Source organism: Flavobacterium sp. W22_SRS_FP1, assembly GCF_052113685.1.
Lineage (GTDB): Bacteria > Bacteroidota > Bacteroidia > Flavobacteriales > Flavobacteriaceae > Flavobacterium.
In genome coordinates, this window is the sequence record NZ_JBGQOE010000008.1 from 1 (window position 1) to 24,947 (window position 24,947).

General features: G+C 33.0%; 26 protein-coding genes. 15 read left to right on the top strand and 11 right to left on the bottom strand.

From position 1 onward, the window contains the following. The first annotated feature begins 510 nt into the window (after positions 1 to 510). Positions 511 to 1,803 carry a hypothetical protein gene (locus tag ACEN2H_RS06290; RefSeq protein ID WP_441731475.1) on the top strand — a complete coding sequence of 431 codons (1,293 nt, stop codon included), beginning with the start codon at positions 511 to 513 and terminating at the stop codon, positions 1,801 to 1,803. Between the two features lie 6 nt (positions 1,804 to 1,809). Here the strand turns inward: ACEN2H_RS06290 and ACEN2H_RS06295 are convergent, their stop codons facing one another. From ACEN2H_RS06295 to def, 4 genes are all read right to left on the bottom strand, one after another. After that, on the bottom strand, positions 1,810 to 2,739 hold the full coding sequence (locus tag ACEN2H_RS06295; RefSeq protein WP_441731476.1) for a hypothetical protein: 930 nt from the start codon (positions 2,737 to 2,739) through the stop codon (positions 1,810 to 1,812). A gap of 153 nt (positions 2,740 to 2,892) precedes the next feature. After that, complete coding sequence (mazG, locus tag ACEN2H_RS06300) at positions 2,893 to 3,675, bottom strand: nucleoside triphosphate pyrophosphohydrolase (RefSeq protein ID WP_441731477.1); 783 nt, start codon at positions 3,673 to 3,675, stop codon at positions 2,893 to 2,895. A gap of 89 nt (positions 3,676 to 3,764) precedes the next feature. Further along, the gene (locus tag ACEN2H_RS06305; RefSeq protein ID WP_441731478.1) at positions 3,765 to 4,238 is read right to left on the bottom strand and encodes a DUF5606 family protein; all 474 of its coding nucleotides are present in this window, start codon (positions 4,236 to 4,238) and stop codon (positions 3,765 to 3,767) included. An 82-nt stretch (positions 4,239 to 4,320) separates the two neighbouring features. After that, the gene (def, locus tag ACEN2H_RS06310) at positions 4,321 to 4,908 is read right to left on the bottom strand and encodes a peptide deformylase (protein ID WP_441731479.1); all 588 of its coding nucleotides are present in this window, start codon (positions 4,906 to 4,908) and stop codon (positions 4,321 to 4,323) included. Between the two features lie 199 nt (positions 4,909 to 5,107). Between def and ACEN2H_RS06315 the strand changes: the two genes are divergently transcribed. Next, positions 5,108 to 7,324 carry an FUSC family membrane protein gene (locus tag ACEN2H_RS06315; protein WP_441731480.1) on the top strand — a complete coding sequence of 739 codons (2,217 nt, stop codon included), beginning with the start codon at positions 5,108 to 5,110 and terminating at the stop codon, positions 7,322 to 7,324. Positions 7,325 to 7,365: 41 nt separating this feature from the next. Here ACEN2H_RS06315 and ACEN2H_RS06320 read toward each other — a convergent pair whose 3' ends face one another. Beyond that, on the bottom strand, positions 7,366 to 8,856 hold the full coding sequence (locus tag ACEN2H_RS06320) for a malate:quinone oxidoreductase (RefSeq protein ID WP_441731481.1): 1,491 nt from the start codon (positions 8,854 to 8,856) through the stop codon (positions 7,366 to 7,368). A 119-nt stretch (positions 8,857 to 8,975) separates the two neighbouring features. Continuing rightward, the gene (gene ruvX, locus ACEN2H_RS06325; protein ID WP_441731482.1) at positions 8,976 to 9,392 is read right to left on the bottom strand and encodes a Holliday junction resolvase RuvX; all 417 of its coding nucleotides are present in this window, start codon (positions 9,390 to 9,392) and stop codon (positions 8,976 to 8,978) included. A 256-nt stretch (positions 9,393 to 9,648) separates the two neighbouring features. On the opposite strand from ruvX, the gene ACEN2H_RS06330 reads away from it, so the two are divergent. The 3 genes from ACEN2H_RS06330 to ACEN2H_RS06340 all read left to right on the top strand — a co-directional run bounded on the left by ACEN2H_RS06330 (position 9,649) and on the right by ACEN2H_RS06340 (position 12,385). After that, complete coding sequence (locus ACEN2H_RS06330) at positions 9,649 to 10,464, top strand: 2,3,4,5-tetrahydropyridine-2,6-dicarboxylate N-succinyltransferase (protein WP_441731483.1); 816 nt, start codon at positions 9,649 to 9,651, stop codon at positions 10,462 to 10,464. Positions 10,465 to 10,527: 63 nt separating this feature from the next. After that, the gene (locus tag ACEN2H_RS06335; RefSeq protein WP_441731484.1) at positions 10,528 to 11,589 is read left to right on the top strand and encodes a glycosyltransferase family 9 protein; all 1,062 of its coding nucleotides are present in this window, start codon (positions 10,528 to 10,530) and stop codon (positions 11,587 to 11,589) included. A 1-nt stretch (position 11,590) separates the two neighbouring features. Further along, positions 11,591 to 12,385 carry a glycosyltransferase family 2 protein gene (locus ACEN2H_RS06340; RefSeq protein WP_441731485.1) on the top strand — a complete coding sequence of 265 codons (795 nt, stop codon included), beginning with the start codon at positions 11,591 to 11,593 and terminating at the stop codon, positions 12,383 to 12,385. Here ACEN2H_RS06340 and ACEN2H_RS06345 read toward each other — a convergent pair. The 4 genes from ACEN2H_RS06345 to ACEN2H_RS06360 all read right to left on the bottom strand — a co-directional run bounded on the left by ACEN2H_RS06345 (position 12,382) and on the right by ACEN2H_RS06360 (position 15,100). Continuing rightward, complete coding sequence (locus ACEN2H_RS06345; protein WP_441731486.1) at positions 12,382 to 13,152, bottom strand: lipopolysaccharide kinase InaA family protein; 771 nt, start codon at positions 13,150 to 13,152, stop codon at positions 12,382 to 12,384. The two genes, ACEN2H_RS06340 and ACEN2H_RS06345, sit on opposite strands and share 4 nt — an antisense overlap. A 461-nt stretch (positions 13,153 to 13,613) precedes the next feature. Next, a complete protein-coding gene (locus ACEN2H_RS06350; protein ID WP_441731487.1) occupies positions 13,614 to 14,558 on the bottom strand; it encodes a hypothetical protein in 945 nt (314 codons plus the stop codon). A gap of 84 nt (positions 14,559 to 14,642) precedes the next feature. After that, entirely contained in the window at positions 14,643 to 14,855 is a 213-nt protein-coding gene (locus tag ACEN2H_RS06355; RefSeq protein WP_441731488.1) for a hypothetical protein, read from the bottom strand. Positions 14,856 to 14,878: 23 nt separating this feature from the next. Continuing rightward, the gene (locus ACEN2H_RS06360) at positions 14,879 to 15,100 is read right to left on the bottom strand and encodes a hypothetical protein (RefSeq protein WP_441731489.1); all 222 of its coding nucleotides are present in this window, start codon (positions 15,098 to 15,100) and stop codon (positions 14,879 to 14,881) included. Positions 15,101 to 15,554: 454 nt separating this feature from the next. Here ACEN2H_RS06360 and ACEN2H_RS06365 point away from each other — a divergent pair, with 454 nt between their 5' ends. The 5 genes from ACEN2H_RS06365 (at position 15,555) to ACEN2H_RS06385 (ending at position 20,475) form a co-directional block, all read left to right on the top strand. Next, the gene (locus ACEN2H_RS06365; protein ID WP_441731490.1) at positions 15,555 to 16,124 is read left to right on the top strand and encodes an L-threonylcarbamoyladenylate synthase; all 570 of its coding nucleotides are present in this window, start codon (positions 15,555 to 15,557) and stop codon (positions 16,122 to 16,124) included. A gap of 41 nt (positions 16,125 to 16,165) precedes the next feature. After that, positions 16,166 to 16,549: a GxxExxY protein gene (locus tag ACEN2H_RS06370; protein ID WP_441731491.1), complete on the top strand. Its 384-nt coding sequence runs from the start codon at positions 16,166 to 16,168 to the stop codon at positions 16,547 to 16,549. A 24-nt stretch (positions 16,550 to 16,573) separates the two neighbouring features. Then, on the top strand, positions 16,574 to 17,992 hold the full coding sequence (locus tag ACEN2H_RS06375) for a CCA tRNA nucleotidyltransferase (protein WP_441731492.1): 1,419 nt from the start codon (positions 16,574 to 16,576) through the stop codon (positions 17,990 to 17,992). An 80-nt stretch (positions 17,993 to 18,072) separates the two neighbouring features. Next, complete coding sequence (locus ACEN2H_RS06380; RefSeq protein WP_441731493.1) at positions 18,073 to 19,089, top strand: COX15/CtaA family protein; 1,017 nt, start codon at positions 18,073 to 18,075, stop codon at positions 19,087 to 19,089. Positions 19,090 to 19,701: 612 nt separating this feature from the next. After that, complete coding sequence (locus ACEN2H_RS06385; protein ID WP_441731494.1) at positions 19,702 to 20,475, top strand: CDP-alcohol phosphatidyltransferase family protein; 774 nt, start codon at positions 19,702 to 19,704, stop codon at positions 20,473 to 20,475. 255 nt (positions 20,476 to 20,730) lie between these two features. On the opposite strand, the gene ACEN2H_RS06390 is transcribed toward ACEN2H_RS06385, so the two are convergent. Next, positions 20,731 to 21,147, bottom strand: a complete 417-nt coding sequence (locus ACEN2H_RS06390) for a LytR/AlgR family response regulator transcription factor (protein ID WP_441731495.1) — start codon at positions 21,145 to 21,147, stop codon at positions 20,731 to 20,733. Between the two features lie 197 nt (positions 21,148 to 21,344). Between ACEN2H_RS06390 and ACEN2H_RS06395 the strand changes: the two genes are divergently transcribed. The 5 genes from ACEN2H_RS06395 to ACEN2H_RS06415 all read left to right on the top strand — a co-directional run bounded on the left by ACEN2H_RS06395 (position 21,345) and on the right by ACEN2H_RS06415 (position 24,855). Further along, complete coding sequence (locus ACEN2H_RS06395; protein ID WP_441731496.1) at positions 21,345 to 21,902, top strand: sugar O-acetyltransferase; 558 nt, start codon at positions 21,345 to 21,347, stop codon at positions 21,900 to 21,902. Positions 21,903 to 21,932: 30 nt separating this feature from the next. After that, positions 21,933 to 22,322 (top strand): SMU1112c/YaeR family gloxylase I-like metalloprotein, encoded by a 390-nt coding sequence (gloA2, locus tag ACEN2H_RS06400; RefSeq protein ID WP_441731497.1) that lies wholly within the window; start codon positions 21,933 to 21,935, stop codon positions 22,320 to 22,322. Positions 22,323 to 22,362: 40 nt separating this feature from the next. Beyond that, entirely contained in the window at positions 22,363 to 22,962 is a 600-nt protein-coding gene (locus ACEN2H_RS06405; RefSeq protein WP_441731498.1) for an HPP family protein, read from the top strand. Positions 22,963 to 23,166: 204 nt separating this feature from the next. Continuing rightward, positions 23,167 to 23,706 carry an IS1096 element passenger TnpR family protein gene (locus ACEN2H_RS06410; RefSeq protein ID WP_441731499.1) on the top strand — a complete coding sequence of 180 codons (540 nt, stop codon included), beginning with the start codon at positions 23,167 to 23,169 and terminating at the stop codon, positions 23,704 to 23,706. Positions 23,707 to 23,796: 90 nt separating this feature from the next. Next, positions 23,797 to 24,855, top strand: coding sequence for a nucleoid-associated protein (locus tag ACEN2H_RS06415; protein ID WP_441731500.1), 1,059 nt, complete (start codon positions 23,797 to 23,799; stop codon positions 24,853 to 24,855). Positions 24,856 to 24,947: the final 92 nt, after the last annotated feature.

Consider the following 24,947-nt stretch of genomic DNA (forward strand, 5'->3'; position numbering starts at 1 on the left):
GAATTTTCGTTTTTCCATCGTACAAAATTATAGTTTTTGATTTATAATTGTGTCCGATTATTTAAGGGGTCAATACATCAGATCTAGATTTAATGTACAGAATCTATAAAAATGCATAGCCAAGTAACACGCCACAACTAAACCAGCCATAACTGCAAAAATTAGAAAATAAGGGAAGACAACAATAATGATTAAAGCAGTTATAAAACTTATCAATAAAAACTGCTTTTTACTTGTGACTGACAGCTTCTCAAAAGATATATATACTTTATTTATTTTAGAAAAAGGGATGATTTTTTCATCTTTAAAGTTCGCATCAATAATCAGTTCTGAATTATTAATATTTATTCTTTTTGAAATAGTTTGATCCAATAACATATGTGTGTATTTAAAATTAAAAAATGTACTACATAGAAAATTTTAAAACTAGGGGGCGTTATTTTAAATAATTCATTACAAAAATATGAAACAATTCATGTATATTTAGCCCATAATCAGCCCATATAATTAATGATAAAAATAGACTATAGCCAATTGCTGTTAGATGTTCAAAAACATTTTGGGAGCAGTATTAACAATATAGCTCAATTAAAATTGCTACAAGAAGCGATAGAGTTCGAGACAAAAAAACACATCGGATTCAACACTTTAAGACGTTTTTTTGGCTTTCTAGACTTTACTAAACCAAATATGAATACCTTAAATGTCTTGAGTCAATACGTAGGCTATTCAAGCTATGGCGGCTACCAAAAAAATAATATGCGTGATGAAGAGTGGTATAGATGGGAGCGCGTAGTCAAAATAGAATTAACTAACACTATTACTGAAGCAGATATTCTATGGCTACAGTCACAAATAAATACTCATGAATATCATGTGAAAATCATCTCCATTATTAAAACTTTTATTTACAGAAAAGAATACGACCTTTTAAAGGCCTTTTTTGATGACCGAATATTTAAATTTGAAGAAACAAACAGGTTGAAATTAGCCTCAAACGTTTGTTTAATATTCAGAACCTTAAGTACTAAATCAATTAACAAAATAATAAAAGCGTTAAGTCCCAATATTGTTTTTAGAGAAAATGTTTTGCATTGGTTTATTGATTATTCACATCTAAACGGTTATTACGGATCGTTTTTATCTAAAGCTAGTCCATTCGTAAGAACAGATAGTCATGAATCCCTTTTTAGTGATTTGATGACTAATTATACTAATTACTTATCGGGTAAAAATAATTTTAAAAACATACCTATTGATAGAATTAAAGACGATTTCTACATCGTTTTGAAAGGCCGTTGCTATGCCTACAATTTAATTTATTATACTGAACAGGAAAACACTGTTGAATATGAAAAAACTTGGAAGGCTTTCTTGAAAATAATTCAAAGTCCAGAAGATATTAATTTATTAACTGTAGAAATTTTTCCAGCTCTACTCCTATTGAAAGATTTTGACAAAACAAATTACTTAATAGAAAAGTATTATGAAGACATATTAACTCTTACCAACTGGAGTGGTTATCATATGCAAGCCGCCACATTATTAGCAATAACTGTCAACTCAATAAATGCAAATAAAATCAAAGAAGCAAACGCTACTTTTAATTTTATCAATATATCAAAATTTAGTGTTTCCTATATAGCTTACATTTCGCTATTCTATTTACTAGTAAAACACAAGCTTGGCGTGGCCAATACTATACCTGAAAATGAATTACAAAAAATCGAAAATGAATATGTATCGATTGTTAAAGAAACTGGTTTTAAAAGATTTTCTGTAAATTTTTTAAAGAATTATTAGTCAAATTTAACTTAACTTGAAGTGCAACATAAAGGCCCCTAAAACTATTAACGCTAATGCGACCAAATTGCTCAAACTCCATTTTTCTCTAAAAAAAACAGTGCCAAAAACTATAGTTAGTATATGTGTGCTCAATGCTAATAAAGAGGAAACATAAGGATTTGTGATTTTCAATCCTAAAAACCCAGTCAGAACAGCCATAAAAATTAATAGAGCCATCACGAAAATCAATTTATATATTGCCTTACTTGATTTTATAATTTGCTTTTTAGTAAGGCTAGTACGAGTTACTAATCCAAAAACACTAACAGAAAACACTACAAACTCTTGATTAACTACAGAGAAAATAGGAGAAATAGATTCCTTTAAATTATACCAATGAAGTAAACCCGAAGCCGCAAAGAATATAGTCATCAAAGTAAATAAAAATAACTTCTTAAAACTATTCTCTTTTCCTAATTCTTTTTTAATTTGTATTAAATAAACTGTAAATCCTAAAAGAATTAAGGAGGTCCCTACTACATAATATCTTACATCGAAATTTTCAAAAAAGTATAAATAAGTAACCGTAAAAAATACTCCCGCTAAATTAAACAAGCCTAATTGTCTTAAACTTCCACCCTTAAGTGCTGAAGTCATAAAAACCAATCCGAAAGCACCTAGAATCGATGCTTCAGATACTTTAAGAACAGTATCAATGGTTAGCTCATTAAATATATTCCTGTAAAAGAAGAAGATAATTACTAGTCCAATAGAGCAAGTCATAAAAGCTCTAAGACTCATTACTAGCCATCTATTTGATCCAACCAATATTTTTTTCCAAAGCAAATTGTTTAATGAATAGAAAAAAATAGATACTAAAACATACTCCATAAACTTAAAAATAAAACGTATAATTTTTTCACTCCTTCCCAAATCAGGTAATTTTAAAATCATAGATTTTCTAATTCCTATTTTCTGGGAAGCCGCTTCGCTTCTTCAAAATTTGAGATATTTGAAAATCATAGATTTTCTAATTCCTATTTTTTTGGGAAGCCGCTTCGCTTCTTCAAAATTTGAGATATTTGAAAATCATAGATTTTCTAATTCCTATTTTTTGGGAAGCCGCTTCGCTTCTTCCCAAAAAACGTCCATTTCAGCCAAAGACATATCCATTAGAGGCTTGCCGAGTTCTGCAGCTTTACTCTCTAGATATTGAAAACGCTTAATAAATTTCTTATTCGTTCTCTCTAAAGCATCTTCTGGATTTACATTTAAAAATCTCGCGTAATTAATCATAGAAAAAAGGACATCTCCAAACTCGGCTTCTATTTTATCTTGATCTCCAGCCTCGACCTCAACGTGCAACTCTTCCAACTCTTCTTGAACCTTATCCCAAACCTGATGTGATTCTTCCCAATCAAAACCCACTCCCTTCACTTTATCTTGAATTCTACTTGCTTTCACCAATGCTGGTAAACTTTTTGGAACCCCTTCAAGAACTGACTTCCTACCTTCCTTGAGTTTTAGTTTTTCCCAATTCTGCTTGACTTCTTCCTCATCTTTTACTAAGGTATCGCTATAAATGTGAGGATGACGGTGTATCAACTTATCACAAATTTCATTGCAGACATCTGCTATATCAAAATCATTTGTTTCGCTTCCTATCTTAGCATAAAAAACAAGGTGCAACATCAAATCGCCAAGCTCTTTCTTAATCTCGTTCAGATCATTATCCAAGATGGCATCTCCTAATTCATAGGTTTCTTCGATGGTAAGATGCCTTAATGTTTGCATGGTTTGTTTCTTATCCCAAGGGCACTTCTCTCGAAGCTCATCCATTATGTTTAGTAGTCTTTCGAAAGCATTTAGTTGCGTCTGTCTTGTATTCATTGAAAATGGTTTTGTGTAAAAATAAGAAATCCTGTAATCTAAAAAAGTAGATTACAGGATTTCTTTATAAATAGTGAGAACAAGTTACTCTACATTTTTTTTGCTTTCGTTGGTTTTTCAACAACGACTTGGTCTTCAGTATCAATAGGAGTTTCAGCTGCAACTACTTCAGCCGCTACTTCCTCAACAACGAGACCTTTTGCCTGCATCATATTGTACCAGTTTAAAATTTTCTTAATATCTGAAGGATATACTCTTTCTTCATCGTAGTCAGGTAAAACCACTTTGAAGTAAGCTGCTAAAGTAGCATTGTCTGATTTGTGTGAAATTGAAGTACCATTATCTTCTTTTGCAGCAATTTTTTTCATTATTTCCGCTAAAGGTTGTTCGCCCTCGTAAGTATAAACTGAAATCTCAGATAATAAACTCACATTATTCTTTAAGTTGACAGTGATTTTTTTTCCATCTGACAACGATTCTGCAACAAAACCACTACGCGTTTGTACTTTTAATATGTATAAACCCGGCTTCCCTGAAATCGCTAATATTTTTTCTAAATTCATGCTATTTTACTTATAATTAAGAATTCTATTTGTATTATATTTTTTTTAAAGCTTAAAAAACTAACTAGGATAAATAATCTATTTACCTTCCTTTTTTAGCAATAAATCTCATTCTATAATCTTGAAATGTTTTTCCTTCCGTTATGTTTTTTAACTTCTTCTGAATCAAGCGTTTTTTTAGTGATGAAATCTTATCCGTAAACAAGATTCCTTCTATATGATCATACTCATGTTGAATTACTCTTGCTATTAAGCCCTCAAAGACTTCTGTTTTTATTACAAAATCTTCTTCACAATACTCAATTGTGATTTTTGGATTTCTGTATACGTCCTCACGAACATCTGGAATACTCAAACATCCTTCATTAAAACACCACTCTTCTCCTTCTTCAATCAACATTTTTGCATTGATAAAGGTTCTTTTAAATCCATTTAACTCTTGCTGTTTACTGGTTTCCAAATCCTCATCGTCGCTAAAAGGCGTAGTATCAATTATAAACAAACGAAAAGCTTTTCCTACTTGTGGCGCAGCAAGACCTACACCATTAGCATTATACATCGTTTCATACATATTAGCTATCATCTCTTTCAAGTCCGGATGCTCTTCTGTAATGCTCTCCCCTACCTTTCTTAAAACGGGATGGCCATATCCTACAATTGGTAAAATCATTGTTTTTATATTAAATATTATCAACCATAAATTCAGAATCTTCACTACTAATAGATGGTTGGCAAAAATAGTAAAAATTTAGAGAATGAATAATTCCTGATTGATAAATAGTACTTATTTATATTTAAACTTAAATCAACGCTAGTTCTGATCTGGATAAATACTACAATACTTATCTTTGAGGGCAATACATCTCCCTATGATTTCAAAAGTTAAGCAATTTGCAGACAGCACTTATTTTACGAATGCATTAAAGGTTACAATATCCGCAGTCGTTCCTGTCTTGCTATTTACCTATTTTGGCCATTTCCGGATCGGTTTTACAATAGCACTTGGTGCCTTTCTTACCTATCCTAGTGACATACCAAGCAACTTAAAACACAAAATAAATGGGGTACTGGTTGCTGTACTTATCGTTGCCAGCGTCAACTTGATCATTAACTTAATTAATCCATACCCTTTCATTTTATATCCTACATTGACACTGTTACTTTTTTTCTTATCGATGATTTCGGTTTATGGACAAAGGGCAACCATGGTATCCTTTTCAGGACTGCTTTCAATTTCATTGGCATTTGCCCATTTACAAACGGGCTGGGACATACTGCAGTATGCCGGACTATTACTTTCTGGAGGATTGTTTTATTTATTAATTTCACTTATTTTTTACTATATCAGGCCTCATCGATACGTTGAGTTACAAATCGCTCAGTGTATAAAGCTAACTGCAAAGTACTTGAAATTGAGGGGCGATTTATGGGAAGTCAATTCAGACAGAAAAGAAATTATTAAAAAACAATTGCATCTACAAGTACAATTGAACACAATACAAGAAAACATAAGAGAGGTTCTTATAAGAAATAGAACAGCATCAGGTTCCTCCAATCAAAATAGAAAAATGCTAATGACCTTTATCTCATTAATGGAAATAATGGAATTAGCTGTTTCTACCTCATTCGATCATAATAAACTACATCAGAAATTTGACAATCACCCAAGAGTATTAAGTAAATATCAAAATTTAGCTTATCATCTTGCCGCCGATTTAAAACAACTGTCCAAGAGTATCCAAGACAGAAGCAAATATGTTTCAAAACGCAATTTAAATAAGGCTTTGCACGAATTAGAGGTTGCAATTACAGACTACGAGAGCGAAATTGGACCTGTTCAAGCGTCTGAAGGCGTTTTTATGCTAAAAACCATGATGCGCTATGCAGAAAAACAAGTTGATAAAATCAAGGTTTTGGAACGTGCTTTTAGCTCATCTGTAATTTTGTACGATTTGAAGGGAAAAGATAAGGATTTAGAAAAATTCATCTCTACACAATATTATCCGGTAAGCACAATGATTGAAAACTTTAGTTTTTCGTCTACTGTTTTCAGGCACTCCCTTCGGCTGACAATTACTATTTTAATAGGCTTTCTTATTGGTAAAGTACTTCCTTTCCAAAACGCCTATTGGATCGTATTGACTATCGTGGTTATCATGCGTCAGGGTTACGGTCTTACTAAGCAACGTACCTACCAAAGAATTTTTGGAACCATTTTAGGTGGATTTATTGCTTTTGGGATTCTTTCTATAATTCACGATTCCACTATCATCGGAGCTTTAGCTATCATAGCTATGCTTTTTGGTTTTTCCTTTGCACCGTCTAATTATAAAGTCGGTGCAACTTTTGTGACTATTTATGTCATTTTTATTTACGGAATACTAACCCCTAATGTCGACGACCTTATTCAATACCGTGTCCTAGACACGCTTGTCGGTGCTAGTTTATCGTTTTTGGCAAATTACTTCATATGGCCCTCTTGGGAGTTCTTAAACATACCTGTTTATTTGGAAAAATCGATTAAAGCCAATCGGAACTACCTAAAACAGATCTCTCTTCTTTACAATAAAAAAGGAGCTGTTTCTACGCCGTATCGTTTAGCTAGAAAACATGCTTTTGTAGAAATTGGTAATCTGATGGCTTCTTTTCAAAGAATGATCCAAGAACCTAAGTCCAAGCAAAACAAACTATCTCAGGTATACAAGTTAACTGTTCTTAATCACACCCTGCTTTCATCGACTGCGTCCCTAGGAACTTACATCCAGTCAAACAAAACTTCTGAAGCTTCTGAAGCGTTTAATATTGTGGTTAACAACGTAATTCAAAATTTAGATAATGCGGTACTACTTTTAAAACAAGATGAAACCGAGTCAAAAGAAAATACTGTAGAAGAATTAGCCAAGCGTTTTTCTGAATTGAAAAACATTCGTTCTAGTGAGTTGAAACAAGGAGGTGATATACATGAAGAAGCCTTTCAGTTGAAAATGCAAGAAGCGCAACTGGTGATAGAACAGTTAATCTGGTTGACAAACTTATCTGAAAACATAGTGAAAACCACTGCAGTCTTGATGAGTTCTGAAAGATAAACCCCGAGCGATGACGGGGTTTATGTTGAAAATATTTAATGCTATAGTTTTAAAACTGCTGCTGTATTTTTTCTAACTTTATCCAAAAGTGCAGCATTGTCATTTAGCTGCTGACCATAAGAAGGGATCATTTCTTTAATTTTAACTTGCCACTCTGGCGTGGCTAATTTCTCTTTAAAACATCTACCCACTAAATCAATCATTATAGACACTGCAGTTGATGCCCCTGGAGACGCACCCAGTAAAACAGACAATGAACCATCAGCAGTAGTAATTACTTCAGTACCAAACTCCAGTATTCCACCTTCCTTTTTGTCTTTTTTAATCACTTGTACCCTTTGTCCAGCTCTTTCTAATACCCAATCTTTAGACTTGGCTTCAGGAACGTATTCCCTAAGCGCGTTTATCCTGTCTTCTGGCGACTGTCTTACTTGGTCAATTAAATACTTTGTTAACGGAATGTTTTTAACCCCAGCTGAAATCATAGGGAATATATTGTCTTTTTTTATTGATAATGGTAAATCTGAATACGATCCGTTTTTCAAAAACCGGGTTGAAAACCCTGCAAAAGGTCCAAACAGCAATGCTTTTTCACCATTAATCATTCTTGAATCTATGTGCGGAACTGACATTGGTGGTGCACCAACGCTTGCCTTACCATAAACTTTAGCTTGGTGTTTAGCTATCACTTCAGGATTCGTGCATTTAAGCCATTGTCCGCTAACCGGAAAACCGCCAAACCCTTTTCCTTCTGGAACATCGGCTTTCTCCAGTAAAGGCAACGAACCTCCGCCTGCGCCTATAAACACGAATTTAGTATAAACTTTCCTTCTTTGGCCTGAAGCCAAATCAGTTATTTTTATTCTCCAAGTCTTATCTTCTCGCTGTTTGATTTTTTGAACCTCGTGATTAAAATGCATTGTTACTCCTTCTAATTTAGTCAAGTAATTAAACATGTTCCTCGTTAGTTCACCAAAATTAACATCAGTACCTATAGCCATCGATGTTGCAGCCACTTTTTCTGACTTATCTCTACCTTCCATAACTAAAGGCATCCATTCTTTCAGTTGAGAGAAGTCCGTGCTTAAAACCATATCTTTAAAAAGCAGATTTGGCTGCAATGCATCAAATCGTTTCTTAAGGTATTCAACGTTTTTATCTCCCCAAACAAAACTCATATGCGGAATACTTTTAATAAAATTTTCAGGAGATGAGACCTTCTTCTGTTCTACTAAATAAGACCAAAACTGGCGAGATACTTCAAATGATTCGGCGATACTGATTGCTTTTTTGGGATCAATCGAACCATCCGCGCTTTCTGGAGTATAATTAAGTTCGCAAAAAGCAGAGTGTCCAGTTCCTGCATTATTCCATGCATCGGAACTTTCAGCAGCTGCGATATCTAATCTTTCGAAAATTTCAATTTTTAAATCGGGTTGTAGTTCTTTCAGAATCAGGCCAAGGGTGGCGCTCATAATTCCGGCTCCTATAAGCACTACTTCAGCATTTGAACGAATTGTTGTATCAGGCATAACAAAAATTTTAAAATGCAAAGGTACTTTATAAATCCTCAAAAAAAAAGTATAAATGAGAACTGAAAAGTTAGATTTTACGAAATCGTTTTAACTTTTACCAAGTTGAAAATGATAGCCTAAAATGTTTTTCGATTCAAATAATCCTGAAGCATTATTGTTGCAGAAATTTCATCAATAAGTGCTTTATTTTGACGTTGCTTCTTTTTAAGTCCACTATCAATCATAGATTGAAAAGCCATTTTGGAAGTAAAGCGCTCATCCATTCTAATGACCTTCATATCCGGAAAATGATTGGTGAAATGGGTTACAAATCCTTTAACAATAGATGCACTTTCTGAGGGTTGCCCGTTCATCTGTATCGGCTCCCCGATAATAACAGCTTCGACCTTTTCTTTCGAAAAGTAATCTTTCAGAAAAGCAATAGCAGTTGCGCTTGGAATTGTTGTTAAGCCAGAAGCAATTATTTTCAATTCATCAGTGACGGCGATACCGGTGCGTTTTTGTCCGTAATCTATGGAGAGAATTCGAGGCATATATTTTTATTTATTCTGCGAAGATACATAAAGAATTAACTTAGCCGATGCAATTTGAGATTCCTGGCGTTAGACATCGATGGTCTCTAGCGTGGTTTTTATTTTATAAAAACTTAACTTTAGGTTAGGCGACCCGGCCAATAGCCCTTAATATCCATCTGTTGTTTTTAGAACAAAAAAAACAAATATGTTAGTATTGCTAAAACGTTTCCCTTTTCAAAAAAATCCAATTATATTTGTGTAAAAATTATCAAAAATGAATCCACTACAGACTATTATAGAACAAGCTTGGGAAAACCGTGCACTATTACAAGAAGAAACAACAACTAATGCAATTAGAGAAGTTATTGAATTATTAGATTCAGGAAAATTACGTGTTGCTGAGCCAGTGGGCGAAGGATGGCAAGTAAACGAATGGGTAAAGAAAGCGGTAGTAATGTACTTCCCTATTCAAAAAATGGAAACAGTAGAAGCTGGAATTTTCGAATACCATGATAAAATGCTGTTAAAAAGAGATTATGCAGAAAAAGGGGTACGTGTGGTTCCTGGTGCAATTGCCCGTTACGGAGCTTATATTTCAAGTGGTGTAATTATGATGCCAAGTTACGTAAACATAGGAGCTTATGTCGATGAAGGAACTATGGTAGATACCTGGGCAACAGTAGGAAGTTGTGCTCAAATTGGTAAAAACGTACACTTAAGTGGTGGGGTTGGTATCGGCGGTGTTCTTGAACCTTTGCAAGCTGCTCCCGTAATTATTGAAGACGGTGCTTTTATCGGTTCTCGTTGTATCGTAGTTGAAGGTGTTCATGTTGGGAAAGAAGCAGTTCTTGGTGCCAACGTATGTTTGACTGCATCTACAAAAATTATTGATGTCACCGGTGAAACTCCAATTGAAATGAAAGGATTTGTTCCTGCCCGGTCTGTAGTTATTCCTGGAAGTTACACTAAAAAATTCGCAGCTGGTGAATTTCAAGTTCCCTGCGCTTTAATCATTGGTACACGTAAACCTTCAACTGATTTAAAAACATCTTTGAATAATGCTTTACGCGAATATGACGTAGCTGTTTAAGTATATTTTACTTTAAAATATTATTGTATATTCCTCCCTTAAACAGGGAGGTTTTTTTATGTTATGAAAATATTAGTTATACAACAGAAAATGATAGGTGACGTATTGGTAAGCAGTATTATATGCAATAACCTCAGGCGCGCCTACCCCAATGCCCAAATCGATTATTTAGTCTACGAATCTACAACTCCAGTATTAGAAGGAAATACTAGCATTGATAATATAATCCTTTTTGAAGAAAAGCACAGAAACAGTAAAAAAGAATTACTGAGTTTAGCGCTCGATATAAGGTCTAAAAAATATGATATTTTAATTGATGCCTACTCTAAATTAGAGAGTTGGCTCATTGCACTACTCAGCGGTGCAAAAAGAAAAATATCCTATAAAAAAAAGGGACGTACTTTTTTATATACTGACTCCGTTCCATTTGAAGCTCTTCCTAAAACCAATCTAGGGTTAGCTATAGAAAGAAGGCTATCATTACTGGAACCGCTTAATTTAGATATTAAAATTGACCCCTTACCTAAACTATTTGTTACCAACAAAGAAAAGCAGCATGCCCTCGCCCTTTTTAAAGAACATCGATTGATAAAAGACAGGGGTACTTTAATGATTAGTCTCCTAGGTAGTGAACCGTTAAAAACATATCCTTTGAAATATATGGCTCAAATAGTGGACACTATTGCCGACAACAAGGATGTAAATATTCTTTTTAATTATTTGCCAAAGCAAAAGGAACAAGCAAGGACTATTTTTAATTATTGCAAGTCTTCAACTCAAAAAAAAATATATTTTCATTTATTAGGGAATGATTTGCGATGCTTTATTGCCATTATGAACCAATGTGATTCTATAATAGGTAATGATGGAGGTGCTATAAACATGGCCAAAGCCTTAAAAAAACCTTCTTTCACTATTTTTTCGCCTTGGATTGAAAAGAAAATCTGGGCGACTTTTGAAGACGGAAAAAAAAATCAATCAGTACATCTGAATGATTTTAAACCACTTTTATTGTCTGAAAAAACAGAAAAAGAGCTCAAAAAGAATGCCCTTTCACTGTATGAAGAATTTGAACCTGATTTATTTAAGTATAAATTGCTATCCTTTTTACTCAAAAACAGCTAGGATGGAAAACGCTAGAAGCACAGAGTCCATTGTGGACAGAACCATCCACTTAAGTGCATTAATAATCACTTACAATGAGGAGCATAACATAAAACAGGTTTTGGAAGATTTGGATTTCGCAGATGAAATTCTTGTTATCGACTCATTTAGTACTGACAAAACTATAGAAATAGCGCAATCTTTCAGCAATGTAAAAGTTACACAACATACATTTGAAAATTATGCCATTCAAAGAAATTTCGCCATCGGTTTAGCTAAAGGCAGGTGGATTTTATTTCTAGATGCCGACGAAAGATTGACTCCCGCCCTAAAAAATGAAATTATCCAGACGATTCAAAATAAAGCAAGCGATACCGCTTATTATTTTAACCGCTCTTTTATGTTTTGCAATAAACAATTGTACTACAGCGGATGGCAAACAGATAAAATCATTAGGCTTTTCAGAAAAGAAAATGCGAGTTACTCTCTTCAAAAAACGGTTCATGAAAAGTTACAAACTACTGGTAACATTGGGAAGTTAAAGAACAAACTAGTCCATTATTCCTATACTGATTATTCAAGTTACAAAGAAAAAATGATTAGTTACGGCAAACTAAAAGCAAATGAGGAATTCACGAAAGGAACAAAACCAAATTTTTTTCATTTCTACCTTCGCCCCTCCTACCAGTTTATCAATCAATATATACTGAGATTAGGAATCCTAGATGGAAAAAAAGGAATTGTCATTTGCTATTTAAATGCCTTTAGTGTTTATGTACGTTTTCAGGAATTAAAAAGAATGTATCCTAAAAATTAAGCTTTCCAAAATTTCAATTTCTTTTTCATTTTTTGCTTTTTGGCAAAAGCTGCTTGAAACTGGCTAGTTGCTCCCCACATTTTTTCGAAAATTTCAGAGCTGCTTTTTGAATAAAGTTTAGCATACTCATCACTCATAATTCTAATCATTTCCTTTTTTGGAGTGAGCCTACTTAAGTTTTTCATTCGCATTTCAAAATCCATTGATTCATGAAAATTCATTCTGTTTAAATCGACTAAAAAAAATTGATACTGATTTCCAGCTATTTTTTTAATTAATGTATTCCCTGGAGAATGGTCCATAAACTCAATCCCTTTCTCATGCAAATCGAAAGAAAAACGAGTGAATTGTCGTAGAATATTTTCATGATCTGGATAATCCGGAATCTCCACTAATTCCCTAAAAGTTAATTCGACAGCCAAATGCTCGCTGACATAGTAACTGTCTTGCAAACCAACTGCGTTAAACTTTTCCAGAAAAGCGATCGGTTGTGGGGTTCCGATTCCTTTTTCCAATAATAGGCTTGCATATTCATAAGAACGACGCGCTTTCGACTTCCTGAAGTTTTTATAAATTACTTTATTGATCAAATGCGGCACTTTAAACGATTTTATGTTAATCGTCTTTCCATCGAGCTCAAACAGTTTGATACTATTTCTATCTCCATTACCAAAAACAGCACCTAAATCCGAATTGAATTCTTTGATGAAGTTTAGCACTTCGCTAGAATTCTCCACAGTTTTAGAAAACATTAACTTTATTGTCATTTTTATTTTATTTAAATACTATGTTTATCCTTAAAAAATCGTAGTGCAGAAATGAGTTCAAAAAGCAATATCAACTCTTTAAAAAAAACTACCGTAATTCAGCAAATCTAAACAGTTTTGATCAAATTAAAGACACTAACTCTCACAACATTATCAACCAACAAAAGCACAAATGCCTTCATATCCAGAAGAGCATCATTTCCATTTAGACAATAACTTCATAATCAACATATCAGAAGACTAAATTATAAAAGAACGAGGTGGGGGCCAAAACATTTATTAGACTAACATAACAAACTTTTTTATCTCCAGCATTCGATTATTTCATAAATGTTTTAAAATAATATCGCAAAATACATAACATAAAAAAACAACTCTCCGCTTTATTAAAAATGGCAGCGTAATACCTAAAGATATTTAATCGGTTTGTTCTATGAATAGTAAATATACTAATCAGCAGTTTATAAATTAAAAACTGTCTCCACCCAGTTTTTTAAAGTATATTTTTGATAAATATGCTCTGGAATTTCTTCATAATCAGAAGCTAAAAAAGAATCCGGGATCACAATATTATCTTCATCTATGACAAGTATATTATTAGTATTAAAAAAATCATAATTCATAACATCTACATTACTAGTTATCAGTTTTGCACGATAACCTATACTTTCAAAAACCCTAAAAGTAAGACCTGTTTGTATATTTCTTTGAGTATCAATATGTATACTTGATTTTTTTATTCTTTCATCTAATTCTTCAATAGGAATTCTTTTATTTAAAAAATTGATTGGAAGCCCTGTAGGAGGATTGTACTTTTCATCCAACGAAACTATATTTACATCACAATTCACTTTTTTTGAATTTAAAACACGTACTATTTTTTCTAATAGTTTAACCCTTGAATCCAGGGTAGACACATGAAAAGCAGTGTGGTTTTTCTTTAATTTATATTCTTTATAAATAAAATTAGTAATGAAAAGTAAATTATATTTTTTAGCATCTTCTTTGTCAAAAGTAAAGTTTCTATCGAATAATGGAAAAGTTTTTATAATACCTTTAACTTTCCTCGATCCATCGTAGTGGAAAGCTACAAAATCATCACAAAGACAACTTATTTTTTGCAACGTGTTATTGTAAAATCTATCTGGCCTTATCATTAAAATTTTATCTTGATGTCCTAATTTTGATATGTTTTCAAGAATTATTTTATTTAAATGATCTTTTTTGTAGTTTTTACCTAAAACAACTTTCCTAAATCCATTAAATATTTTTTCAAAGACATTTTTGTATTGGTATTTATTTTTATCAATATTAAAATGATTAACTAAATACCCTCTTTCTTCCAGTTCCTTTACGATGTAAAAATCATAACCATATAAGTCAAGAGATATAATTGTTATCTGCATAATTTTTTTATTTAATATTCAAATATTTTTTCCGTAATGATGAAGTTTTTTGTTTTCACGGAAACTGATTGATTTTGAAATTATTTACTTTGAACATTTATTAATCCCATTGCAACCCACAACAATTCTTTCCGCGATAATTTTATCTCGAATTTGATTATTCAATTCAAAATCTCGCTTAGAATTTACATTATGATCTACAATTCCGTTAAAGCACAATTGATTAACGATAATTCCATTGTTTCTAGGATGAATTGCTAAGTTCGAACTCTCTTCCCCAACATTCAAAATTTTCATTCTATAAATTAATCGCAATAAAATCATTGCACCAAAAAGGGAATGTGCAAACTTCGCGATCTGTTTTTAATTTCATTTGCAAAAAATTCAGGCAAAAAATTAATTCTTAATCCATATAGATTAACTGCTTTTTCTACCGCTTTTAAATCATCTTTACTACAATACTTATGCACAATACATTCGCCAGCAATCTTAATTATATAATCCGTTGTACCTTGAACAATAGCCCTATTTAGAATCTTCATTTTTCTACAGCACAAAATTTACTGACAAATATGATAAATAGAGATACTTGTTTTTTATTTAAACTATCCAATAAGTAATTTTGTTTCGCCAGTTGCATCATCATCTGCTATTATACATTGTTTATTCACAATAGATTGTATCATAATTCTGTTGATAACCAATTCAAGTGAATCTGTCCAATTATAAAAAGAGGTTACTAATGATTCTTTCATTAATTCTTTACTGTCTATCTAAATTTTCACGTTTTTTTTACACGCGCTTTATTTAAAACTAGGCGATTTAACATTCTAAAACAATATTTACCTCCGCACTTTTGCAGATCAGCTATTCACTGAATACTTAGCAATCTCAACACCAGATTCGAAGTTAGAAGTGCATGCACATACTACTTTCAAAATAATTATTCGTTTCTTTGCAAATATAAACTTGTCACTTGTATTTTAATTATAAAAAATGGAAAATCTTAACGAAGAAGTTCACAAAGCATACGAAATTATAAAAGAAGGCGGAATAATTCTTTACCCAACAGACACTGTTTGGGGAATTGGCTGTGACGCAACCAATGCTGAGGCCGTAGACAAAATTTATAAGCTGAAGCTCAGAGCCGAAAGCCAAAGCATGATTGTTTTGATGAATGGAGAAAGAATGATGTATAATGTTTTTAAGGAAATTCCTGAGGTGGCATGGCAAATTATCGATTTATCCGAAAATCCAACAACTATAATTCTCGACCAACCACGAAATGTAGCTAAAAACCTTATAGCATCCGATAATACTTTGGGAATCAGGATTGTGAAAGAGCCTTTCTGTTTCAAATTAATGGAAAAGATGAAAAAACCATTAGTTTCTACTTCAGCAAATATTTCAGGCCACCCATCTCCAAAAAGTTTTAAAGAAATCAGCCCCGAGATTATCAAAGGTGTAGACTATGTTGTAAATTTGCAACGCGATAAAATTGCCGGAAAACCATCTACAATCATAAAATTGTCGAATGATGCCCAGGTGAAAATAATTAGAAAGTAAAATCTTACCGCAAATTCGCAAATTATAATTTTTTTACTTAGATGGAAGAATATATTTATAAAGAAGAAAATTACAAACTAGTGGGTATTCTGTTCGAAGTTCATAAGAATTTCGGAAAAGGATTTTCAGAAATTGTCTATAAAGATGCTATCGAATATGAATTCCAACAACAAAACATTCCATACAATCGAGAAAAGGAATTTTCTGTAAGCTATAAAGACACTATTTTAAACCATAAGTTTTATGCTGATTTTGTCGTTTACGGAAAAATAATTCTTGAAATAAAAACTGTAGAATGCTTCAATAATAGTCATTTTAATCAATGTTTAAACTATTTAAAAGTATCAAAAAATAAATTAGCAATACTTGTTAATTTCAACCTAATATCTTTAGAATACAAACGCATCATAAGTTCAAAAAATTAATTTGCGAATTTGCGGTAAAAAATTATGAATTATACAAAAGCCTTAAACAATAAAATTTTTCAAGTCATTTCTCAAGCCTCCCAAGAACTTAATATCAAAAGTTATGTAATTGGTGGATTTGTGAGAGATTTGATATTAAAACGGGATTTTAAAAAAGATATCGACATTGTCGCCGTTGGTAGTGGTATTGAGCTAGCGTTAAAAGTTTCGACATTACTTCCTAAAAAACCAAAAGTACAAGTTTTCAAGACCTATGGGACAGCCATGTTGCGTTTTGAGGATACCGAAATCGAGTTTGTCGGTGCTAGAAAAGAATCTTATCATTTTGACAGCCGTAATCCGGTTGTAGAAAATGGCACACTCGAGGACGACCAAAACCGAAGAGATTTTACTATTAACGCTTTGGCTTTATCTTTGAATTCAGAGACTTTCGGAGAACTTCTAGATCCATTTGACGGTCTGAAAGACATGGAGAACAAAGTATTAAAAACACCTCTTGACCCAAATATCACCTACTCCGATGATCCGTTGCGCATGATGCGAGCCATTCGTTTTGCCAATCAGTTGAACTTTGAAATCGAGAAGAATTCATTGGAATCCATCACGAAAAATGCGGAACGAATTAAAATCATTTCCGGGGAGCGAATTGTAGACGAAATAAACAAAATCCTTTCAACAGACAAACCTTCTGTCGGGTTCTTATTATTATATAAAACAGGACTTCTTGACATTCTTTTACCTGAATTGACCGCCTTAAATCAAGTAGAAGAAATCGAAGGTCAAACCCACAAAAACAACTTTTACCACACGCTGGAAGTCGTAGACAATATTTGCCCAAATACCGACGATGTATGGCTTAGATGGGCCGCTTTATTACATGATATCGGGAAGGCACCAACTAAACGTTTCAATAAGAAACAGGGATGGACTTTTCACGGACATGAGTTCTTAGGAGGTAAGATGGTCAAAAAAATCTTTGAGCGCTTGCACATGCCTTTAAACCAAAAAATGAAATTTGTTCAGAAAATGGTCATGATGAGTTCCCGTCCTATTGTTCTGTCACAAGAAACCGTGACCGACTCGGCAGTTCGGCGCTTGGTTTTTGATGCGGGCGAAGATGTGGAAAATTTAATGACGCTTTGCGAAGCAGACATCACTACTAAAAACCCTGGCAAGTTCAAAAAATACCATAGTAATTTCGAAATCGTCCGCAAAAAAATTGTGGAAGTAGAAGAACGCGATCAAGTTCGTAATTTTCAACCGCCAATAACTGGTGAAGAAATTATGGAGCTTTTCAATCTTAAACCTTCAAAAGAAATAGGTATGCTCAAAGAAGCTATCAAAGAAGCCATATTAGAGGGCGAAATTCCAAACGAATATCAAGCAGCTTATGAATTCATGTTAAAAAGAGCCTCAAAAATAGGATTGATAAAAATCACATAAAAGTTAAGATTAACTTTTGTTTTTCTATTTGATATCTATTTTACAATAAATTTGCAATAGCAGTCTAATTGACTTTATACATGAAAAAATATTTTACTTCCGCAGCTAAAACAACATTAGTTCTTGTTTATTTAGTAATCATAGCAGGTGCTTTAGTTCGCATGACCGGGTCCGGAATGGGCTGTCCTGACTGGCCAAAGTGCTTTGGCTATTACATTCCACCTACAGACATCAAGGAACTCACATGGACCCCTAATCGAGAATTCGAGGAAGGACAAGTCATAATAAAAGATGATAAACTATGGGTTGCAAATGGAAATTTCAAAACTCAAAACACCTTTGATCAGCAGCAATGGAGACTTTACACCAAGCATGATTATGCTCTCTTCAACGCCACAGAAACTTGGATTGAGTACATCAACCGCTTAGTAGGAGCTTTGTCAGGTATTGCCATTTTTTTGATGGCTGTTTTTTCTATAGGCTATTGGAAATCAGACAAAAAAATAACGCTACTTTCATGGGCCTCCGTTATATTAATCGGATTCCAAGGTTGGCTTGGCGCCAGAGTAGTATATTCGGTACTAAATCCAGTAAAAATAACCATCCACATGATTGTAGCACTAGTAATTGTAGCGCTATTAATTTATTTGATTAAAAAAGCAAAAGGGAAAGTTAATTCTTTTAAAAAGAATCCTGTTTTCAAAAAAGTTGTTCTACTAACATTGATTTTGACTTTTGTCCAAATTGTTTTAGGTACGCAAGTACGTCAGTACGTTGACTATCAAGTAAAATTACTAGGATATGACCAGATGGCACTAGTCTTAGAAAACCCAAGCTTAATTTTCTACGTACACCGCTCTTCGTCACTTCTAATTCTAGGTTTAAATTTATTTTTGTTACTGAAAAACAGAAATTTAAAACTAGGGTTTAATAAGATAAACTGGGTTATGTCGTTAATAGGTATTGAAATCCTTTCTGGAATGGCAATGTATTATTTTGACTTTCCTTTTGCCTCCCAACCACTGCACCTCATACTTGCTACTTTACTTTTTGGAGCACAAACGTATTTGTATTTAGAAACCATTGACGCAAAATAAAAGGTATTTACATTAATATGTAGTCACCATTGCCTAACAGATAAAAAAATCAAGTAATTAGGTAGACCTGCATTAAACTAGCCCTTGTCTACAGATGTAGACTCATATGCAATTCAAATTATAATTAATATAGTTTGAATTGCTTTGGACACAAAAAGCTCTTCAGGATACCTTTTTATATGAAACATATCTCGACTTCTAAAACTAAATTTAATAATTTCTACAATCATTAAGTTAAGAAGATACGCCCTATAGGGTAATAAATAAATTGTTTCGACAAACCTAAATCTTTTTTAATCGGTACCGGTTAATTTAAACTCCACGTGAAAGAAATACAGGATCGAAAATAATGGCAACAACTAAAGTCTTCTCCGTTCTGTATTCATTATGCACTATAGTCCTAAGGTTTTCCTTTTTTAACAGCTCCGGCTATTTCGAATCAAACAATTTTACAACCAAGAATCGATCTCATTTAACCTAGTTAGATCAAGCGGTATAATTAAAGTTTAGTTTATTTAACAAAAACTAAACAAATGTTTATTCAAATACTACTCAATATTAAGAGTATCTTTGGCCTCTGACTATATTGTCTTACTACTTTTCAAACGTTAAATGTCTAAACTTGCTCCTAAGGATAAGTTTTTCGATCTATCAGATTACGGAAGAACACCTGGAAACCTACTTGCAAATCGTTTAAAAAACACTCAATTTACACCCATACATGTCACCCTGCTTTTTGGCATTTGCGGACTAATTGCTATCTATTTTATCTTAGAAAGTCAGTACTACTTGGCCGGTCTTTTTATTATTCTAAAGTCAATTATTGATGCCGCTGATGGGGAACTCGCAAGACTAAAAAAAACGCCTTCTTATACAGGAAGATATCTAGATAGCGTCTTTGATATTATACTAAACTTTTTGTTTTTATCTGCCATTTGTTACGTCTCAAAGACTCCTTTTTGGATTACATTAATTGCCTTTTTCTGCATTCAGTTACAAGGGACACTATACAATTACTACTACGTTATTTTAAGGAACAGATCAATAGGCGGTGATAAAACGAGTAAAATTTTCGAGGATAAAACACCTAAGGCATTGCCAGGAGAAAGTCAAAAATCAGTAACAATTTTACACCTGATTTATACAATAGTTTACGGAGGTTTCGACAAAATAATTCATGCTCTAGATAGCGATGCCTACAAGCGAAAAACTTTTCCCAATTGGTTTATGACCTTCGTTTCTTTGTATGGACTGGGATTTCAATTATTACTAATTGCGTTGATGATAGCTCTGGATTTCCTAGAATACATCCCTGTGTTTTTTATAGCTTATTCTGTATTCATCTTTATCTTAATAGCAATACGAAAACGGTTTTTAAAAGCCTAAATGCGATATAGAAATAATCTATAGCGACAATTTAAAATGCTATTTACCAATTATTTAAATAAAACAACATCGCTAACAGCTTTAAGTTAAAAACTAGCCTGTCGAGTTTTTAAAATCAGTTACTTTTTCCCGAATCAGAACAACATAATCGTAAATAGAAGAGAGTAAAACAATCTTTAAACGCGAGCTACTATAAATTACAATTTCCTTAGTCGCTTTCAACGGAATGATAAATTCTCTGCTTATTCGGTAAAATTATTTTGGCTCCAGTTCCTGTTCTAAAAGCTCTAAAGACGATTCGATAAGATAATTTCTATTGCCAAAAGTACGGATATACGTACCCTTATTTTCACTGAAAAAACATTTAATTTCTTCAACTAAAATCACTTTCAAATGTTGACCTATTCTAACGGTGAATCTCTTTTTATGATTTTTATCAAATGGATTAAAAAGCATTTTCCTAATCTCCTCAAAGTTCATTTTAAGTGAATCTTCCTTTGGAATGCGAGTCTGGAATTTCTGTACGGCAGCCTCTAAATCATCTTCGTCAATTGGTTTCAAAATATAGTCAATACTGTTCAATTTAAATGCTCTCAAAGCATGTTCATCATATGCCAAAATGAAGATAATTGCACTCTTAATTTCTACTTTTTCGAATACCCAAAAGGGCAAACCATCGGACAATTGAATGTCTAAAAAGACCCATTCAAAATATTTATTATTGGAAAATCAAAACAATTAAGTGCAGGAAATTGTTCTAATAAAGACTTACTAAAATACAAAAAGGAATGACCACGTTTCAGTTCTTTGATATTAGGTTGCTATGCTTTTTATTTTCTCATATATTTACCAAGAACAACATGCAACATATGAAAACAGAAAAAGAAAAAATGATAGATGGAGAATATTATTTGGCTGGAGATCCTGTTTTAGTAAAAGACCGACGAAAATCTAAAAACCTACTCCATCGGCTGAATGTAAACGAATATAGAATCACTAAAAAAGCACGTGAAATAATAAAAGAACTGATCCCTAATGCAGGAGCAAATCTTTATATTGAGCCCCCATTTTTCTGTGACTATGGTTATAATATCAGTTGTGGCGAAAACGTTTATTTCAATGTAAACTGCGTAGTTTTAGACTGCGCAAAAGTCAACATTGGTTCAAATGTGTTTTTTGCACCAAACGTTCAATTGTACACCGCCACTCACCCACTAGAAGCCGAATTAAGAAAAACACTTGAGAGTGCTTTACCAATAACTATTGGTGACGATTGCTGGATAGGTGGAAACTCGGTCATTTGTCCAGGAATTACAATAGGCAAAGGATGCGTGATTGGTGCAGGTTCTGTGGTTACCAAAGATATTCCTGATAATTCATTAGCAGTTGGAAATCCGGCAAAAGTGATCCGGAAATTAAATCAATAATACAAATCTTAAAACTAATTCACGAATACTATGTTACATCTAAATAAAGTTCATCACATTGCTATTATCTGTTCTGATTATCAAAAGTCAAAACTTTTTTACACTGAACTTTTAGGACTAAAAGCAATACAAGAAATTTATCGAGAAGAACGGAATTCCTATAAACTAGATTTAGCGTTAAATAGCGAATATATTGTAGAGCTTTTTTCTTTTCCTAATCCCCCAAAAAGAGCTTCACGTCCGGAATCTTGTGGTTTACGTCATTTAGCTTTTGAAGTAAATGATATTGAGCAAACACGTGATTATTTAGTTCAAAATAACATTACATCAGAAGAAATTAGAATAGATGAATTTACAGACAAAAGATTTTTCTTTATTGCAGATCCCGATGATTTACCAATAGAATTTTACGAAAAATAAATCCACTGGATCGTTTACAGTAAATGAAAATCAAGACCTTATGCCTATTACAAATATTAGAAAACAGTATCGCAAAACTCGGTACGTCCTTTATAAAGAAACCCTCATCGACTTTAAAGAGCATTTTTGGGCTTTTTTAGGTTCATTTATAGGTATTGGAATTATTGCCTACCTGCAGTCAAAAACGCTACCACATTCTGACGCAGTATATCTTATAGGCTCATTTGGTGCATCAAGCGTGCTAGTTTACGGCGTAATTCAAAGTCCTTTAGCTCAGCCTCGGAATTTAGTTGGAGGCCACGTTCTATCAGCAATTGTAGGTGTAACTATCGCTAAATATGTTCCAGATATCTTCTGGCTAACGGCGACTCTTTCCGTTTCAATTTCTATTGTTTTGATGCAATTGACAAAAACTCTACATCCTCCAGGAGGAGCCACCGCACTGATAGCTGTCACTGGCTCTGCAGAGATAAAAAATCTAGGTTATTGGTATGTCATTATGCCCGTACTAAGCGGCGTAATGATTCTTCTTGTAGTAGCTTTGATTTTCAACAATATGACAGCTGACAGGTATTATCCCAACCATAAAAAATACCATAAAATCAGGAAAAAAATACATAAATCACTTAAAAATCAATAAATTAAGATCCTTAAAATTAATGACATAGGGTTTCTCCTCGAAAATCAGAATTAAAGAAAGTGTTTTTTACTTTTTTTTGATCCTGAAGATTTACTAGTCCAATATGATCCGTTATAAGCAAAAATATTCTCAACAAATAATCTTTCTGAAATCTGAAATCTAAAATTAAATTTTACCTTTGAACTTTCATTAAAATAAAAGATTATGGTTTACAAATTCAGGGTAATATTAGATGCAGAGGAAGATATATTCAGAGACATAGCAATACTTGCTGATGACTCTCTAGAAGATTTACACAACGCGATCTTCAATTCCTTTGGTTTTGATGGTATGGAGGTAGCTTCATTCTATACCTGTGACGAGACTTGGAATCAAGAAGATGAAATCTCCTTATTTGATACTGGAGACGTTCTTGGTGAACAAAAAATAATGAGCGATTATAAACTCTCAGATCTTTTAGATGACAAGAATACAAAAATAATCTATGTTTATGATTTCATAAACATGTGGACATTCCTTGTTGAGCTAGCTTCCGTAGAGGAACAAGTTGCAGGAAACACCTATCCGGAAACCTTATTCTCTCACGGAGAAATGCCAGACGAATCTGAAGAAAAAAACTTTGAAGCTGAGAATGCTAATGATTTTGCTAACGAGTATGAAGACGGACTAGATGAAGACGACCTTGACATGTTTGAGGGAGACGACAGCTTTGAAGACTTTGGGTTTGAAGAAAATTGGAACTAAAACAGCTAAAAACTAAGAATAAAGAGCCAAGATCAATGACCTCAGCAAAGTCCTTTATCTTGGCTTTTTCATCTAACATAAACAAAAAAAATGATAAACCTTTTTAACACACATATAGAGACTCTTTCTATCCACCGAGTAGGAAATAAAAGTCGCAATGAAGCTATTTTCTTGTCAGAACAGCCTTTTAGTCTTCAAGATGAAATAGTACCGCTCATCAAAGAATTTTTTCTAAAACCCTTTCGAGAAAAAGAAGAAAACTATTTTCAGTTTGCTCACGAAGTAGATTTGGATTATAATGACATGTACAAATTTGCGACAGAAATTTTTGAGAATCCAAGCAACCTGCATGAAGAATCAAAAAAAATAACCCAACACTTATATGAGCAGTCAAACCATCCGCATATTAAGAATGGCGAAGTTTACGTGACCTATTTGACTAATGTAAATATTGATAACAACGTTGTGGACGCCATTGGAATATTCAAAAGCGAATTACAAGCTGATTTTTTACAGTTTGAAGAAAAAGGAACACACCTTGAAATGATATTGCAGCAAGGAATTAACTTGAGTAAGTTAGATAAAGGCTGTATTATTTTCAATCATAAAAAAGAAGAAGGGTATAAAATCCTGACTGTTGATAGTAATCGATACGATGCTCGCTATTGGCTAGAGCATTTTCTATCGGTTGATGCATTTGAAGATGAAAATTTCATTACAAAGAAATATTTAAAATTTTGTCAAAATTTTGCTAAGGACGTTGTTTTTCCAGCAGAGGACAAAAAGGAAGAAGTGATGTTTATGAATCGCTCCGTGAATTATTTTGCCAAAAATGATCAATTTGAAGAAACTAACTTTTTGAACGAAGTATTAGATAATCCAGACTTAATTCCAGAATTCAAGAATTATAAGGTTGACAAAGGCGAAAAATATAGTATCGAAGATGTAACCTCTTTTCCTATTGCAAACGCTGCAGTAACAGATGCTCGTAAATCAATAAAGAACGTAATCAACTTAGATACGCAAATCCAAATTAAAATGGATTTCATCAATCCTGAAAGCGCAGAGAAATATGTTGAAAAAGGTTGGGACGAAGAAAAACAAATGTATTATTATTTAGTTTACTTCAATAAAGAAGAAAAATCATAACGATAATTACATCATTTATCATAGCAATCCCCAATTACAAATTGTAGTTGGGGATTTTTTATTGCTAGTTGACCCTAATTCGTAAAAAAAAT